Below are 15,340 nucleotides of genomic sequence, written 5' to 3'. Positions count from 1 at the left end.
GAAGGTGGTCGTGAATAGTTACAACCTGTCGGATAAGGCGAGAAACAACCATTGAGCAAAACCACGGTCTCCAAAACACGTTTGACCATCTTCCGCGATGAGCGGCGCATCCAACGACTACGCCGCATCGGCCTCTACGTCGGCTTCGGCGGCATGTTAATCCTGATTGCCGGCTTCCTGGTGGGCATCTTCTACCAGGCGCAGCAAATCCTCCTTTACCAGGGGCTGGCGATGCTGCTAGGCTTGCCTATGTCCCAGGGCGGGCTATATCTCATTAACCGGTATGCGCGCGATCCACGCCCGGACCAACTGTTGGACCAGGGGCTGGGCAAAACGATTCCCAACGGGCGCATCTACCACTACCTGCTGCCCGCGCCACACGTTTTGCTAACGGAGAATGGCCCCGTGGTGTTTGTACTCAAATACCAGGGGGGCAAAATCAGCGCCAGCGGCGATACGTGGCATCAAAAGATTTTCTTCATGCGCAAGTTGTTTGGGACGGAAAGCCTGGGAAATCCAACGCGGGACGCGGAGCGGGCTGTCGGCAGTCTGAACGCTTATTTGCGGAAGCATGTGCCGGCATTGACAGCAAAGGAACTACCCATTCATGCAGTGATTGTGTTTACGACCAACATCAATGACCTGGACGTGAAGGATTCCCGTATCCCCGCTTTGCACTACACGAAGCTGCGCGGCTTCATGAAGCAGTTCATGGGCACACATGCGCTGATAGCCAAAGAGGATTACGCGGCGGTGCAGGTAGCTTTGGATATGGCGGCGGCAAAATTGCCGGCATCCTCCGCGGAAAACAACGCCGATTGACAGGCGCAAACAAAAAATAAATGTAACTGCCAGGCCAGATTGGACCAAATTTCTCTGATGAAATTGGTCCAATCTCCCGAAAGTGTTCGCAGTTTCAAATAGACCTTCAGTCGCCGCATCAATCTCTTGGAGTCAATATCATGGAAGTATTTCCCAATGTTCATTGGCTGGACCTGGGAGCCAGCAACGTCTATCTGCTTACCGGCCCGGATGGATTGACCCTGGTAGACACGGGCATGCCACGCCAGACCGGTAAAATTTTGGCCTACGCGGAGCAATTGGGGCACGCGCCCACCGATTTGCGCCGCATCCTGATCACCCACGCGGACATCGATCATGCCGGCAGCATGGCGGCGCTGGTGCAGGCGACGGGAGCCGAGGTGTACGCCAGCCGCGCCACTGCCGATCTGCTGCGCCAGGGTCGCAGCCCGGAGCATATGCCGCGCCTGATGCAGTTCCTCACCAACCATTTCTTCCGCTACAAGCCGGTGGCGCGGGTAACTGTGCTGGAAGATGGCGACGAACTCTCCTGCCTGGGCGGCACGCGCATCATCTACACGCCTGGGCACACGCTAGAGCATCACTCCTTCTACAGCCCTTCTACCGGCGTTCTCCTCGTAGGCGACGCCCTCAGCACGCGCGACGACCAGTTGAATCTCTCCCCCACCCGCGTGACGGCGGACATCGCACTGGCGCAGCAAACGGCACAGCATCTCCTCAGCCTGGCACCAAACCTCTTTGCCTGCGGGCATGGCAAACCGATGCGCGCGCCCTCGTCGGCGGAATTGGCGCGTTTCCAGCGCACATTGTCTTCGTAGCATCCTATATCTGAATACACACCGGGCGCGGGAGGCTGCCCATGAATTGGCGCTGCCGGCATTTCCCCGCCCCACCCGGAGGTAATATGCCCATTCACAACCGTTCGATCCTGGATTCCGAATTCAAGGAACTGCACGAGAACTTGTTACGCCTGAGCAACATGGTTGATGAAGCCATTAACCTCGGCGTTATCGCCTTCATGACGTGTGACACGGCATTGGCGCAGCGTGTCATTGACCACGATCGCCAGATCAATCTGCTGCGCTACGAGATCGAACAAAAGTGTTTGCAAATCCTGGCGACACAACAGCCGATGGCGAGTGATCTGCGACATGTTCTTGCCGGCATTTACATCACGATTGAACTGGAGCGGGTGGGGGACCATGCTGCCGGCATTGCCACACTGACCCAACGCCTGCAAAGCCGCGAAGAACTGCTCTCCGTCCACCAACTACCCAAGATGGCCGCCCGCGCCCGCAAAATGCTCAACGACAGCATCGACGCCTTCATGCACCGCGACGCGGCGGCGGCGGCGGCGATCATCAAATACGACGACAAACTCGACAAGAACTACACCAAGTTATTTCGCCACGCCATCCAGGACATGCAAAACGACGCCTACATCCGCTCCGCCACCTATCTCCTCTGGGCGGGACACGCCCTGGAGCGCATAGGCGACCGGGCCACCAACATCGCCGAGCGCGTCATCTTCATGGTCACCGGCAAATACGCCGAACTGGAAGCGTTCTATGCCTATGACCTGGAAGATACGACGGACGACGAGACGGATAACCAGGACATACCGTAGCTCCCCCCCCAAACGTTGAACCACCGGGCAGGCAAAGCCAGATCGCCTGCCCGGAGCCACCCCCCCACCGCCAGCCCCCACCTGTTACCCAGACAAGGTCAAATGTCCTACAAAAACCATGACATCCGTCATGGTCATCTTGCCGCATGGACAGTATAGTTACGCGCGAATTTTGGTAATTTTGTAGATATTTGCTAACTTTTAGGCAGATTTTTGCAACCTATCCACCGCCGACCCGCGGCACAGGAGCGGATGGACGGATGGACCTCAAGAGGAGACGCCATGCTACCAACAAGTTATCCGCCGCCCCGCCTCATTTTCTGGGAGACCACGGCGGGCTGCAATCTGGCCTGCATTCACTGCCGCCGTATCACCGTCGCCGACAAACTGCTGCCCCAAGACCTGACGACGGAAGAGGCGCGCGCCATGATTGACGAGATTGCCAGCTTCAGCCGACCCATTTTTGTGCTATCTGGCGGCGAACCGCTGTTCCGGCCCGATATTTTTGAGATTGCGCGTTATGCCAGCGACCGGGGGCTGATTGTCGCCCTGGCGACGAACGGCACGCTCATTGACGCGGATGTGGCCCACCACATCCGGCAGGCGGGCATTCGCCGCGTCAGCATCAGTTTTGACGGCGCGGACGCGGCCACGCACGACATTTTCCGCGGCGCGGGCGCGTTTGACCGCGCGCTGGCCGGCATGGCGCATTTGCAGGCGGTGGGCGTTCCCTACCAGATCAACACAACGGTAGCGCGGCACAATGTCGGACAAATGCCGGCAACCCTCGCCCTCGCCCGCCAGTTGAAAGCAGCCGCCCTGCACCTCTTTCTGCTGGTTCCGGTCGGCTGCGGCGTGGAGATCGCCGACGACCAACAAATCACGCCAACGGAGTACGAAGAGGTCCTTCACTGGATGTACGACGCGGAAATGGAGGGCGGCATCGAACTGAAAGCAACATGCGCCCCCCATTACTTCCGTATCGTACGCCAGCGGCAAGCGGAGGAAAGACGGCGCGGCATCTTCCGTGAGCGCCCACAAAGCCTGCACCGCCAGCGGCACGCAGGTCAGAATGGTCACGCGCAAGGGCATCCACCGGCAATGAATGCCATGACGAAGGGCTGCCTGGCGGGGACGGGTGTCTCTTTCATCAGCCACCGGGGTGAGGTGTTTCCGTGCGGGTATTTGCCGTTGAATGCCGGCAACATCCGCCAACAACCGTTCCGCGCCATCTGGGAAGACGCCCCCCTCTTTGCCAACCTGCGCCAACCCGACCTCCTGGGCGGCAAATGCGGCCTTTGCGAATTCAAGAAAGTGTGCAGCGGCTGCCGCGCCCGCGCCTACGGCATGACCCAGGATTACCTGGCAGAAGAACCCTTCTGCACCTACGAGCCACAGGCGCACATCCGCGAGCAGGAGGTCACCATCCAATGAGGCAACCCACGCACGTTGATGTCGCCATTATCGGCGGGGGGATCGCCGGGTTGAGTCTGGCCTGGTATTTGCAGCAACAAGCCCGGCCCATCAGCTATGCCCTACTGGAACAGACCGGTCGCTGGGGCGGCAAAATCCGCACCGAGACCGTCCACGGCTACGGCAACGCGCCCTTTGTCATCGAAGCCGGCCCCGATTCCTTCATCACGCAAAAACCATGGGGGCTACAACTCGCCCGCGCCCTGGGCTTGCATGATTCCCTGCTGCCGACCAATGACGACCAACGGCAAACCTTCGTTCTCCGCAAAGGTCGCCCCATCCCCCTCCCCGATGGCGTGATGCTGCTTGTCCCCACCAAATTCAAGCCCTTTGCCCTCTCCCCCCTTATCTCCCCTTGGGGCAAGCTGCGCATGGGGTTGGATTGGCTTATTCCCGCCAAACGGGATGATGAAGATGAAACACTGGCCGATTTTGTGCGCCGCCGCCTGGGGAACGAAGCCCTGGATAAGCTGGCCGAACCACTCCTTGCCGGCATCTACAACGCCGAAGCGGAAAAACAAAGCCTGATGGCTACTTTTCCCCGCTTTCGTCAGGTCGAACAGAAACACGGGAGCCTGATCAAGGGAATGATAGCCGCGCGTAACGCGGCGCATCGGCCATCCCCCTCACCCAACGGACACAAACCGCCATCCGTGTTCACCTCCTTGCGGCCAGGAATGCAACTTCTGGTGCAAACGCTATCCGACCAACTGACGGGGGATTGTCGCCTCGGCGCAGGGGTGACCTCCCTGCAAGCCCACAGCGACGGACGCTATCATCTGGCTTTGTCTGATGGGGGGCACATCATCGCTGCCACCGTCGTTTTCGCCGTACCCGCTTACGTCGCCGCGCAACTGCTGCGCCCGCTGGCCCCCGCGGCGGCCAATGACCTGGAAAGCATTCGCTACGTCAGCACCGGCACCATCTCCCTGGCCTACCGCCGCGCGGACATTCAACATCCGCTAAATGGCTTTGGGCTGGTCATCCCTCGCAGCGAAGACCGGGACATCAACGCCATCACCTGGACCTCGACGAAATTCTCCCGGCGCGCCCCGCAAGGGCACGCCCTGCTGCGCGTTTTCTTTGGCGGGTCACGCACCCCGCACATGATGGAACGGGTCGATGCGGAGCTGGTTGCCACGGTACGTCAGGAACTGCAAGCCCTGATGGGTATCACGGCGGAACCCATCTTCCACCGTACTTACCGCTGGTTCCGCGCGAACCCCCAATACGATGTCGGCCATCCGCAACGCGTCGCGCAGATTGAGGCAGCGCTGCCGCCGGGCCTGTTTGTTACCGGCAGCCCCTATCGTGGCGTGGGCATTCCTGATTGTGTACACCAGTCGCAGCAAACCGCCGCGGCGCTGACCAGCTACCTGGCGGGCATTACGCAGGTCTCCAATGCGCCGTGGCGCTAACCTCAAAGTCACCCATTACTTTTGCCGGATTGACGACGACTTTTCCGGTAAGTAGAATCTCACGAATGAGTATATTTGTGCAGATTTAGGCATTTTTATACATTTTACTGGCCAAGATTGGTCCAATCTTGAAGATTGGACCAATCTCAGCTCGTCAGGGCCGGCAAATCTGGTGGGTTTGCCGGCATCACGCTGTCGCAGAGGTTTTCATGACAATTGCCCCCGTGTTTTGCCTGGGTCTCAACCATCGTACGGCATCCGTTGCCTTGCGCGAAAAGCTGGCCTGTACACTGGATGAGATCTCCGCCAACCTCTCCCCATTTGCCACGATTGTCGAACTGGCGCTTGTGTCCACCTGCAATCGCCTGGAGCTGTACGCAACCGTGGATGATGACGCGGCGTCCGCGCGGCAGACGTTGGTAGCATTGCTGGCAACCATGCGTGGGATCGACGTGGCCGCGCTGAGGCCTCACCTCTATGTGCATGAAGGGATGGCGGTGGCAAATCACCTGTGCCGCGTGGCTGCCGGATTGGATTCATTGGTTCTGGGCGAACCGCAGATTTTAGGGCAGGTCACGGATGCTTATCAGGCGGCAGTGGACCGGGGCGCGCTGGGGCCGGTGTTGGACCAGATGTTTCGCGCGGCGATTTATGCCGGCAAGCGCAGCCGCAACGAAACCGCCATCAGTAACAACCCCGCCAGCATCAGCTCCATCGCCATCGCCCTGGCCCAGGAAAAACTCCCCGACATGGCCCGGCGCAGCTTCCTCATCATCGGCCTCGGCGAAATGGGCAAACTCACGCTAAAAGCCTTGCAAGCGCGCGGCATCCAACGGATCAGCCTGCTCAACCGCAACCACCAGCGCGCGCGGAGCATCGCCCAGGCCACCGGCTGCACCGCTTTCGCCTTGCACGAACTGCCGCGGGCGCTGGCACAAGCAGACATCGTCATCAGCGCCACGGCCGCCCCCCACTTCATTATCCACCGCGACCACCTCGCGGCCATCGCGCGGCAACTGCCCTCCCGCCCGCGCGTCCTGATTGACCTGGCCATCCCCCGCGACATTGACCCCGCCACGGCGGATCTCCCCGGCATCCACCTGTACGACCTGGACGCGCTGCGCGCCAACCTGGACACCGCCCTGGCCGCCCGCGGCCGCGAAATCCCCCTGGTGGAAGCAATTATCGACCAGGAACTGGCGATCCTGGAAGCAGCGTGGCACCAACTGGCGATTCGCCCCGTGATTAGCGACCTGCGACAAAAAGCGGAAGCCATTCGCCAGCAGGAACTCTCGCGCACCCTGCGCCACTTGCGAGAGGTAGACCCGCATACATTGTCCCAGATTCAGCATCTTTCCCGCGCGCTGGTCAACAAAATCCTGCACGAGCCGACCATTCGGCTGAAGCAGTGCGCGGCCAATGGGCAGGCCGACGATTATGCCGCCACAGTGCGCGAGCTTTTCGGGCTGGCCGTGCCACACATCGAATGAACATGACGCTTACCATGACGCTTACCATCGGAACCCGCACGTCGCAGTTGGCGCTATGGCAAACCAACTACGTGGCGGAACGATTACAGACAACCTGGCCTGACTTGAAATGCCGGCATCAACCCTTCATCACGCGCGGCGACAAAACGTTACACACGCCCCTGCCCCAGATTGGCGGCAAAGGTCTGTTCACGGCGGAGCTGGAGCAAGCCCTGCTCGACGGCCAGATTGACCTGGCGGTTCATTCCTTGAAAGATCTGCCCGTAGACAATCCCCCCGGCCTGATCATCGGCGCCATCCCCCAACGCGCCGCCGTCCAGGATGCCCTCGTCTCCGCCGCCGGTTGGACCCTGGAAACACTGCCACAAGGCGCAGTCGTCGGCACAAGCAGCATCCGCCGTCAGGCGCAGCTACTGGCCGTCCGCCCCGATCTGGAGATTCGCTCTATTCGCGGCAACGTGGACACGCGCATACGCAAAGCGCATACCGGCGAGTACGACGCCGTTGTCCTCGCCGCCGCCGGGCTGGCCCGATTAGGATTGGAGCAGGCCATCAGCCAACTGCTGCCTCTGAACGTGATGCTGCCGGCCCCCGGCCAGGGGGCGCTGGCCGTGCAATGCCGCGCCGATGATCAAGCCACGCGATGGCGACTGGCGGCCATCCACGAACCGGACGCTTTCGCGGCGGTGACGGCGGAGCGCGCCTTCCTGGCGGCATTGGGCGGCGGTTGCGCGGCTCCGGTGGCCGCCTACGCCACAATCATGAATGGTCGAATCCATTTGCGGGGCATGGTGGGCGCGGTGGATGGCGGACGTATCATCCGGGTGGCGGCGCAGGGGGAAGAGGCCGCGGTGCTGGGGCAGGTTTTGGCGCGGCAAGCCCTGGCGGCGGGGGCGAAGGAGATTCTGGCGAATGTCGGCTAGAGCGTTGCAAGGGCGACGCATTGTGGTGACGCGCAGCGTGGCGCAAGCTGCCTCGCTGTGCCGGCATTTATCAGCGTTGGGCGCGGAACCGATAGCGATTCCCACGATTGATTTTGTGCCCATGCCGACGGAACCACTCATAGCGACGCTGCGGCAAATCGACACGTATCGCTGGCTCATCTTCACCAGCGTCAACGCGGTAGAGTTCTTCTTCGCGGTCGTCGCCGCCCAACCGGAGTCGGTGGCGCTGCCCCCCGTGGCGGCAATTGGCTCCGCCACGACGCGCAGGCTGGCGGAGCAGGGCGTCACGCCTGATTTTGTGCCGGAGGTGTTTACGGGAGAGGCGTTGGCGACGGGTCTAGGCGACTTGCGCGGGCAGCGGGTGCTGCTGCCGCGCGCCCGTATTGGTCGCCCCCAAATCGTGACACAACTGGCAGCGCGGGGGGCGGTGGTGGACGATATTCCGCTTTATGACACAGTGCCGGCGGCGGTGGATGCCGGCATTCTCGCCCACCTCCAACACCCTATTGACGCCATCACCTTCACCAGCCCCTCCAGCGTGCGCAACTTCCTCAAAATCCTGGACGACGCCCACCTTGACGATGTCCGGCAACGCCTCCACCAGACACGTATCGCCTGCATTGGCCCCACCACCGCCGCCGAAGCAGACCGTTTCGGGCTGCCCGTTCACGCCATCCCCGAAGAATACACCATCGACGGACTGGCAGCCGCCCTGGTACACCTTTTCCAACCCCCGCCATCCTCCCCACAACAAACAACGAAGGAAAACGAGCAAGTATGACGATGAAAGAACCGTATGCGGCCCGGCCAACCTGGCAGCGCGCCGAACTGCCCTCCGCCCGCCCACGACGCCTGCGCATCTCTCCGCAAATGCGGGCGATGGTGCGAGAGACACACCTGCGCCCGGAAGATTTCGTTTACCCCCTGTTCGTCACGCATGGCCGTAGCGTGCGCCAGCCGGTCCATTCCATGCCGGGCGTTTATCAGTTGTCGGTAGACCAACTGGCGCAGGCGGCGGAAACCGTTGCCCAATTGGGTATTCCGGGCGTGATTTTGTTTGGATTGCCGGCATCCAAAGACCCCATCGGCCAGGAAAACTTCAACGCGGACGGCATCGTGCAACAAGCGGCGCGCGCCATCAAGCAAGCCGCGCCGGAACTGCTCATCATCACGGACGTCTGTCTCTGCGAATACACCGACCACGGCCACTGCGGCCTCCTCAACACGCCCCAGGCGCAGCACCACAACCCACGGCTCCCCGCGGGCTACGTCCTCAACGACCCCACGCTGGAGGTCCTGGCGCGCACCGCCATCTCCCACGCCGAGGCCGGCGCGGACATCGTCGCCCCCAGCGGGATGATAGACGGCATGGTCGCCGCCATTCGCCGCGGACTGGACACCGCCGACTTCCAGCACGTGCCCATCATGTCCTACGCGGTGAAATATGCCTCCGCCTTCTATGGCCCTTTCCGTGACGCCGCCAATGGTGCGCCCAAATCCGGCGACCGCAAGACACACCAAATGGATCCGGCCAACGTCCGCGAGGCGCTGCGCGAAGCCGCACAGGATGTATCCGAAGGCGCGGATTTCCTCATGGTCAAACCCGCCCTGCCCTATCTCGACGTGATCCGCCGCGTGCGCGACGCTTTCCCCGAACGGCCACTGGCGGCCTACAACGTGAGCGGCGAATACGCCATGCTCAAGGCCGCCGCCGCCAATGGCTGGCTCAACGAAAAGCAGGCGGTGCTGGAAACCCTGCTGGGGATCAAACGCGCGGGCGCGGACATCATCATCACCTATCATGCCCTCGACGCCGCCCGCTGGCTGGCAGCGTAACGAGGCTCTCCTTGAAAACGGATGGTTTTATGACTGACAACAATTCGCAACTCGTGGACATTAGCGAAAAAGGACGCCGGGCCAATGGACAGACCATCTCCAGCGACCGCCGCCTGTTCATGCAGTTCCTGGCCTTTGGCGACTGCACGCGGGTCGAGCCGCTGACCACGGCGCTGGAGAGCGAGAACATCCCCGGTGTCCTGTACGCGGACATCAACGATCCGCGCGGCATTGCGCTGCTCACCTTCAGCGAAAACCCCGACTATTTCCTGACAACGGTGCGCGCGTTCCTCAACCGCCCCCCTTTCAACGATTTGACGCCGAAACCGGAACATACCATGCTGGGACGCACCTATGCGCTGGGGTATGAGCCGGACCTGGAGGAGTCGTTGATTCGCCGCCCGCGCCAGCGCGTCACTTCTCCCATATGGCCCTGGGCAATCTGGTATCCGCTACGCCGCGCCGGTTCCTTCGAGCGGCTTTCCACCGAGGAGCAGCGCATCATTCTCATGGAACACGGCGGCGTGGGACGCGCTTATGGGCGCGCGGGCCTGGGCACGGATATTCGCCTGGCCTGCCACGGTCTGGATAAAAATGACAATGATTTTGTGGTCGGCTTGATTGGCCCCGAACTGTACCCCTTGTCTTCCATTGTGCAGCGAATGCGGAAGACGAAGCAGACTTCCCTGTATCTGGAACGGTTGGGGCCGTTTTTTGCCGGCAAAGCCATCTGGCAAAAAGACTGCCCCTCCACATAGACGGCATTACCAACCGCCATTTCGCGAAGGAACCCTCCATGACGATCACTGCTCCCGTAACCGCCGACATCCCGGAAACCCCTGCCCCGGAACCCACCGCCCCTTTCCTGCGCGCCTGCCACCGCCTGTCCACTGTCCATACGCCCGTCTGGCTGATGCGGCAGGCAGGCCGCTACATGGCCGAGTATCGCGCCATTCGCGCCCAACACAGTATGCTGGACGTTATCCAGACGCCAGAACTGGCCGCCGCCGTCACCATGCAGCCCATTGATGCGTTCAACCTGGACGCGGCCATCATCTTCGCCGACATCCTGCCCCCGTTGATAGGCATGGGATTGCAGCTTGAGTTCGTCAAAGGAGAAGGTCCCGTCATCCACAATCCCATCACCCGCGCCTACGACATTGACCGACTGGCAACGCCGCCCGCCGCGGAAACCATGCCCGCCACCCTGGAAGCAATCAGACTCGTCGCCGCCGAACTCGGGCCGCGCGACATCCCGCTCATTGGCTTCGCCGGCGCGCCATTCACGCTGGCGAGCTATGCCATTGAAGGGGGCAGTTCCAAAACGTACACGAAAGTCAAGTCCTTGATGTACAACGAGCCTGCTGCCTGGAAACGGCTGATGACCCGGCTGGTGACCGTGCAGGCGGACTACTTGAGGCAGCAGGCACAGGCCGGGGCGGCCGCGCTGCAACTGTTTGACTCCTGGGCCGGCCTGGCGCTGGGGATGCAAGATTATGTGCGCTACGTGCAGCCCTATAACACCACCCTCTTCCAGATGCTGCGACAAACAGGCGTGCCGCTGATCAATTTCAGCACCGGAACCGCCCCCTATCTGGCTCAGGTCGCTGCCTGCGGCGGCGACGTCATCGGTGTCGATTGGCGCATGCCGTTGGATTGGGCCTGGGCGCAAATTGGCGCGGAGCAGGCGATTCAAGGCAACCTCGATCCGGTGGCCTTGTTGTCTCCCTGGCGGGAACTGCGGGCGCGCATTGACGACGTACTGGACCGGGCGGCGAACCGTCCGGGGCATATTTTTAACCTGGGGCACGGCATCTTCCCCAATACACCGGTGGAGAACGTGCGGCGGCTGGTTGATTACGTCCACGAACGAACGGCAAGGAGGCCACATGAGTAACATCCATTATCCTCTGGGCGTGCTGGTTATGGCCTACGGCGGCCCTGACTCACTCGACGAAATCCCCGGCTATCTGGCCGATATTCGCGGCGGGCGTCCGACCACCTCCGCCGTCCTGGCGGAAATCAGCCACAATTACCAGCTAATAGGGGGCAAATCGCCGCTGCCGGGCATCTCCCGCCAACAGGTGGCGGCTCTGGCGGCGCGGCTTGACCCCGCTTTGTTCCGCTGCTACCTGGGGATGCGCCATTGGTCTCCCTGGATTGAGGACGTGGTGGGGCAGATGGTCGACGACGGCATCACTCATGCCGTCAGCCTGGTGCTGGCCCCGCACTACAGTCAATTGAGCGTGGCGAAGTACCAGGCCAAGATTGCCGATGGTCTGGAGATGTATCGCGGGCAGATAACGTTTGCCCACGTGACCAGTTACCATGACGCGCCGCTGCTGATAGAGGCGCTGGCGAATCGCGTGCAGGCGGGTCTGCGGCGCTGGCCGGAAGAGGAGCGGGAATCGGTTCACGTCATCTTCAGCGCGCATAGTTTGCCGGCACGTATCATGAAAATGGGCGATCCTTACGACAGCCAACTACGAGAAACGGCCCGATTGACGGCAGCGCGCGCGGGTGTGCCGGCATCTCGCTGGTCCTGGAGCTATCAATCAGCCGGGCGCAGTCCCGAACCGTGGCTGGGGCCGCAACTGCCGGACCATCTGGCGGCGCTGGCCGGGCAAGGCATCCAGAACGTGGTCGCCATTCCCGTGGGCTTCGTGGCGGACCACGTCGAAATCCTGTATGACATTGACATCCAGGCGCGGGAAGTGGCCCGCCGCCACGGCATCCGGCTGGAACGTCCACCAGCCTTGAACACCGATCCCCTGTTTATCGCCGCCCTGCTGGACCAGGTGCGGCAACGCGCCGCGCCCTGGCTGCCGGCAGCCGCCGTCGCGTGAGCGCCCACCCTACCGGAATCCGAGAAACATCTGATGCTACCTATTACCAAATCCATCGCCCTGTTCGCCGCCGCCCAGGAATGCCTGCCGGGTGGCGTCAACTCGCCTGTGCGCGCCTTTCGCGCCGTGGGTGGACAGCCTTTGTTCATCGACCACGGCGCGGGGGCCTATCTATTCGACGTGGATGGCAATCGCTACATTGATTACGTACTGTCCTGGGGGCCGCTCATTGCCGGTCACGCGCACCCGACCGTGGTGGCGGCGCTGCAAGCAGCCGTAACCCGCGGCACCAGCTACGGCGCGCCCAATGCCCAGGAGGTGACGCTGGCGCGCCTGGTGACGACGATGATGCCGCACATTGAAATGGTGCGCTTTGTAAATTCAGGAACGGAGGCAACGATGAGCGCGTTGCGGTTGGCGCGCGCGTTCACGGGGCGGCACAAGATTCTCAAGTTTGCCGGCAATTACCACGGCCACGCGGATTTGTTGTTGGTGCAGGCGGGGTCCGGCGTGGCAACATTGGGCCTGCCGGACAGCCCCGGCGTGCCACCGGCGACAACGGCGGACACGTTGGTCGCGCCCTACAACGACCTGGCGACAACGGAGCGGCTGGTTGAGCAGTTTGGCGACCAGCTTGCGGCCATCATTGTGGAGCCGGTGAGCGGTAACATGGGGCTGGTTCCGCCGCTGCCCGGTTTTTTGGGGGGTCTGCGGCAGTTGGCAACACAGGCGGGTGCGCTGCTCATTTTTGACGAGGTGATGACGGGCTTTCGCGTTCATCCCGGCGGCGCGCAAACGTTATATGGCGTGCGGCCAGACCTGACGGCGCTGGGAAAGGTGATCGGCGGTGGGCTGCCGGTAGGCGCGTATGGGGGACGGCGGGAGATCATGGAGATGGTGGCACCGGTGGGGCCGATGTATCAGGCGGGGACGTTATCCGGCAATCCCCTGGCGATGACGGCGGGATTGGCGACGTTGGGGATTTTGCGGCAGCCGGGGGTGTGGGCTGTCTTGGAGGAGATGGGGGAGATGCTGGTGGATGGATTGCGGGAGAGGGCGGAAGATGCCGGCATTCCCGTACGGATCAGCCGCGTAGGAACAATGTTTGGCCTGTTCTTCCACGACCAACCCGTCGTGGACTGGGAAACAGCGCGTCGCGCCAACACGGATCGCTTCAAAGCCTATTTCCAGGCCATGCTGGCGCAGGGCATCTACCTGGCTCCATCCCAATTTGAAGCCGGCTTCATCTCCACCGCACACGGCCCCGCCGAGATCGGCGCGACCCTGGACGCCGCCGCACACGCCTTTGCCCAACTGCCATAGCCAGGGAATGGCGTTCCTCGAAGGCGCGTCAATCCCCCATTGAGGATGTTTCAGTCTCAAAAAAGCGTGGCGCGATGCTCCCTGCCCGCGCTAAAATAGGAGGTGTCAATCGTCATCACCATACGGGCAAGGATCAAGCAGGATGGACACCCCCTTATCGCCAGCGAACATTACCCAGGCTCTAACAACCCGGTGGTTGGGGCATACGTGCTATTACTTCCCCCAGATTGATTCCACAAACCTGTGGCTGCGACAAGAAGCGAGCCTGCGCGAGGATATGTCACATGGCGCGCTGGCAATTACGGATTTTCAGACACGGGGGCGGGGGCGACTGGAGCGGCGCTGGGAAGCGCCGGCCAACAGCAATCTGCTCTTTTCCCTGTTTTTCCGCCCCAACTGGTCGCCGGCGCGGGCAAACTGGCTGACGATGTTGGCCGGGCTGGCCGCCGTGGAAGGGATCGCCCACGTCACGGGGCTACAAGTGTGTCTGAAGTGGCCGAATGATGTGGTTGTGCCCACGCCGGATGGGGGGTGGCGCAAACTGGGCGGCATTTTGCTGGAGGGGGTGTGGCGCGATGGGCGGCTGGCGCAGGCGGTGTTGGGGATCGGGTTGAACGTGAACGCGCCGCGGGCTGATCTGCCGGCATTTGCCATCCCCGCAACGAGCATTCTGGTGGAAACGGGACAGCCGGGCGACCGCTTGCGGCTACTGGCGCAGTTATTGGCGCGTCTGGAGGCGCGTTATGAGGCAGCGGATGCCGGGCAATCTCCACAACCGGCCTGGGAAGCCCGCCTTATTTTGCGCCGGCAGGAGGTGCGGATTCAGGATGGCGGGGAGACGGTGCTGCGGGGGATTTTTGCCGGCACGGATGATTGGGGGAACTTGCTACTGCGGGACAATGCCGGCAAACTGCACACCATTTCCGCCGGAGATGTCAGCCTGCACCGGCCTTGAGCGCAACTACCATGTGCCGCAAGTACGGTTGACAACCTGCCCCATTCCGAGTAGCCTTTACCCCATGCCGCGCCCGGTGTGCGCACACCCAGGCAGGCAAACCAGGAATAAATTTACCCAGATGGAGAGGCGCCCCATGGCAGACGAATTTGATTTCCTCAAGGATGAAAATGCCGGCAACGAACCGCTGCCCGATTGGCTGGAAGAGGCCAGCGAGAGCGAAGACGGGGAGATGGAAGATGAGTTTGATCGCCTGCGGGAGCGCACGGCGCTGGCCAGCGAAATGTATGAGGAGATGGAGGAACCCGCCACTCCCCGTTCCGGCGGCTTCTTCAGCAACCTCACGCCCGGCCAACGCCTGATCATCTCCCTCCTCATCCTCCTCAACGTCATCATCATTATTGTCGGCTTCCTCGTCGTCACCGGTCGCCTCGTTTTTTGAAATCTCTCGCGCGAACAAGAAAGGCCATCGTGTCTTTCATCATGCAGTTTGTTGCACGCCAGACGACCCAATCTGGACATTGGTCGTAACCATTCACGACCACCTCCCCGGAAGCTATACAGACTGGACACTGGCGTTTTTGGCGTGGCGGCTTCAGCCGGCCC

Annotated in this window: 15 protein-coding genes; all 15 read left to right on the top strand. The window is 61.7% G+C overall.

Annotated features, from left to right (window positions below; all coding sequences use genetic code 11):
* Positions 1 to 51: 51 nt before the first annotated feature.
* Complete coding sequence (locus tag H6650_03585) at positions 52 to 822, top strand: NERD domain-containing protein (GenBank protein MCB8951075.1); 771 nt, start codon at positions 52 to 54, stop codon at positions 820 to 822.
* Positions 823 to 962: 140 nt separating this feature from the next.
* Positions 963 to 1,640, top strand: coding sequence for an MBL fold metallo-hydrolase (locus H6650_03580; protein MCB8951074.1), 678 nt, complete (start codon positions 963 to 965; stop codon positions 1,638 to 1,640).
* Between the two features lie 86 nt (positions 1,641 to 1,726).
* On the top strand, positions 1,727 to 2,449 hold the full coding sequence (gene phoU, locus H6650_03575) for a phosphate signaling complex protein PhoU (GenBank protein ID MCB8951073.1): 723 nt from the start codon (positions 1,727 to 1,729) through the stop codon (positions 2,447 to 2,449).
* Positions 2,450 to 2,731: 282 nt separating this feature from the next.
* Entirely contained in the window at positions 2,732 to 3,883 is a 1,152-nt protein-coding gene (locus H6650_03570) for a radical SAM protein (protein ID MCB8951072.1), read from the top strand.
* Positions 3,880 to 5,340, top strand: coding sequence for a protoporphyrinogen oxidase (gene hemG, locus H6650_03565; GenBank protein MCB8951071.1), 1,461 nt, complete (start codon positions 3,880 to 3,882; stop codon positions 5,338 to 5,340). The genes H6650_03570 and hemG overlap by 4 nt, the downstream gene beginning before the upstream one ends.
* Before the next feature lie 209 nt (positions 5,341 to 5,549).
* Entirely contained in the window at positions 5,550 to 6,830 is a 1,281-nt protein-coding gene (locus tag H6650_03560; protein ID MCB8951070.1) for a glutamyl-tRNA reductase, read from the top strand.
* Complete coding sequence (hemC, locus tag H6650_03555) at positions 6,827 to 7,753, top strand: hydroxymethylbilane synthase (GenBank protein ID MCB8951069.1); 927 nt, start codon at positions 6,827 to 6,829, stop codon at positions 7,751 to 7,753. The genes H6650_03560 and hemC overlap by 4 nt, the downstream gene beginning before the upstream one ends.
* Positions 7,743 to 8,555, top strand: coding sequence for a uroporphyrinogen-III synthase (locus H6650_03550; protein ID MCB8951068.1), 813 nt, complete (start codon positions 7,743 to 7,745; stop codon positions 8,553 to 8,555). Before hemC ends, H6650_03550 begins: the two co-directional genes overlap by 11 nt.
* A gap of 2 nt (positions 8,556 to 8,557) precedes the next feature.
* Complete coding sequence (gene hemB / locus H6650_03545) at positions 8,558 to 9,610, top strand: porphobilinogen synthase (protein MCB8951067.1); 1,053 nt, start codon at positions 8,558 to 8,560, stop codon at positions 9,608 to 9,610.
* Positions 9,611 to 9,639: 29 nt separating this feature from the next.
* Entirely contained in the window at positions 9,640 to 10,368 is a 729-nt protein-coding gene (locus H6650_03540; GenBank protein MCB8951066.1) for a chlorite dismutase family protein, read from the top strand.
* 38 nt (positions 10,369 to 10,406) lie between these two features.
* Positions 10,407 to 11,507 carry a uroporphyrinogen decarboxylase gene (hemE, locus tag H6650_03535; protein MCB8951065.1) on the top strand — a complete coding sequence of 367 codons (1,101 nt, stop codon included), beginning with the start codon at positions 10,407 to 10,409 and terminating at the stop codon, positions 11,505 to 11,507.
* Positions 11,500 to 12,456, top strand: coding sequence for a ferrochelatase (locus H6650_03530; protein ID MCB8951064.1), 957 nt, complete (start codon positions 11,500 to 11,502; stop codon positions 12,454 to 12,456). The genes hemE and H6650_03530 overlap by 8 nt, the downstream gene beginning before the upstream one ends.
* A 30-nt stretch (positions 12,457 to 12,486) precedes the next feature.
* Positions 12,487 to 13,779, top strand: coding sequence for a glutamate-1-semialdehyde 2,1-aminomutase (gene hemL, locus H6650_03525; protein ID MCB8951063.1), 1,293 nt, complete (start codon positions 12,487 to 12,489; stop codon positions 13,777 to 13,779).
* A 142-nt stretch (positions 13,780 to 13,921) separates the two neighbouring features.
* Entirely contained in the window at positions 13,922 to 14,734 is an 813-nt protein-coding gene (locus H6650_03520; GenBank protein ID MCB8951062.1) for a biotin--[acetyl-CoA-carboxylase] ligase, read from the top strand.
* 136 nt (positions 14,735 to 14,870) lie between these two features.
* Complete coding sequence (locus tag H6650_03515) at positions 14,871 to 15,176, top strand: hypothetical protein (GenBank protein ID MCB8951061.1); 306 nt, start codon at positions 14,871 to 14,873, stop codon at positions 15,174 to 15,176.
* The last annotated feature ends 164 nt before the right edge of the window (positions 15,177 to 15,340 follow it).

It is taken from the genome of Ardenticatenales bacterium (genome assembly GCA_020634515.1).
Taxonomy (GTDB): Bacteria; Chloroflexota; Anaerolineae; order Promineifilales; family Promineifilaceae; genus JAGVTM01.
This window is presented reverse-complemented; position numbering and strand designations above follow the sequence as displayed.

What these genes read in the sequence shown, in the direction of transcription:
- H6650_03580 (MCB8951074.1), top strand. Translation starts at nt 963, where the DNA reads ATGGAAGTATTTCCCAATGTTCATTGGCTGGACCTGGGAGCCAGCAAC.
- phoU (MCB8951073.1), top strand. Translation starts at nt 1,727, where the DNA reads ATGCCCATTCACAACCGTTCGATCCTGGATTCCGAATTCAAGGAACTG.
- H6650_03570 (MCB8951072.1), top strand. Translation starts at nt 2,732, where the DNA reads ATGCTACCAACAAGTTATCCGCCGCCCCGCCTCATTTTCTGGGAGACC.
- hemG (MCB8951071.1), top strand. Translation starts at nt 3,880, where the DNA reads ATGAGGCAACCCACGCACGTTGATGTCGCCATTATCGGCGGGGGGATC.
- H6650_03560 (MCB8951070.1), top strand. Translation starts at nt 5,550, where the DNA reads ATGACAATTGCCCCCGTGTTTTGCCTGGGTCTCAACCATCGTACGGCA.
- hemC (MCB8951069.1), top strand. Translation starts at nt 6,827, where the DNA reads ATGAACATGACGCTTACCATGACGCTTACCATCGGAACCCGCACGTCG.
- H6650_03550 (MCB8951068.1), top strand. Translation starts at nt 7,743, where the DNA reads ATGTCGGCTAGAGCGTTGCAAGGGCGACGCATTGTGGTGACGCGCAGC.
- hemB (MCB8951067.1), top strand. Translation starts at nt 8,558, where the DNA reads ATGAAAGAACCGTATGCGGCCCGGCCAACCTGGCAGCGCGCCGAACTG.
- H6650_03540 (MCB8951066.1), top strand. Translation starts at nt 9,640, where the DNA reads ATGACTGACAACAATTCGCAACTCGTGGACATTAGCGAAAAAGGACGC.
- hemE (MCB8951065.1), top strand. Translation starts at nt 10,407, where the DNA reads ATGACGATCACTGCTCCCGTAACCGCCGACATCCCGGAAACCCCTGCC.
- H6650_03530 (MCB8951064.1), top strand. Translation starts at nt 11,500, where the DNA reads ATGAGTAACATCCATTATCCTCTGGGCGTGCTGGTTATGGCCTACGGC.
- H6650_03520 (MCB8951062.1), top strand. Translation starts at nt 13,922, where the DNA reads ATGGACACCCCCTTATCGCCAGCGAACATTACCCAGGCTCTAACAACC.
- H6650_03515 (MCB8951061.1), top strand. Translation starts at nt 14,871, where the DNA reads ATGGCAGACGAATTTGATTTCCTCAAGGATGAAAATGCCGGCAACGAA.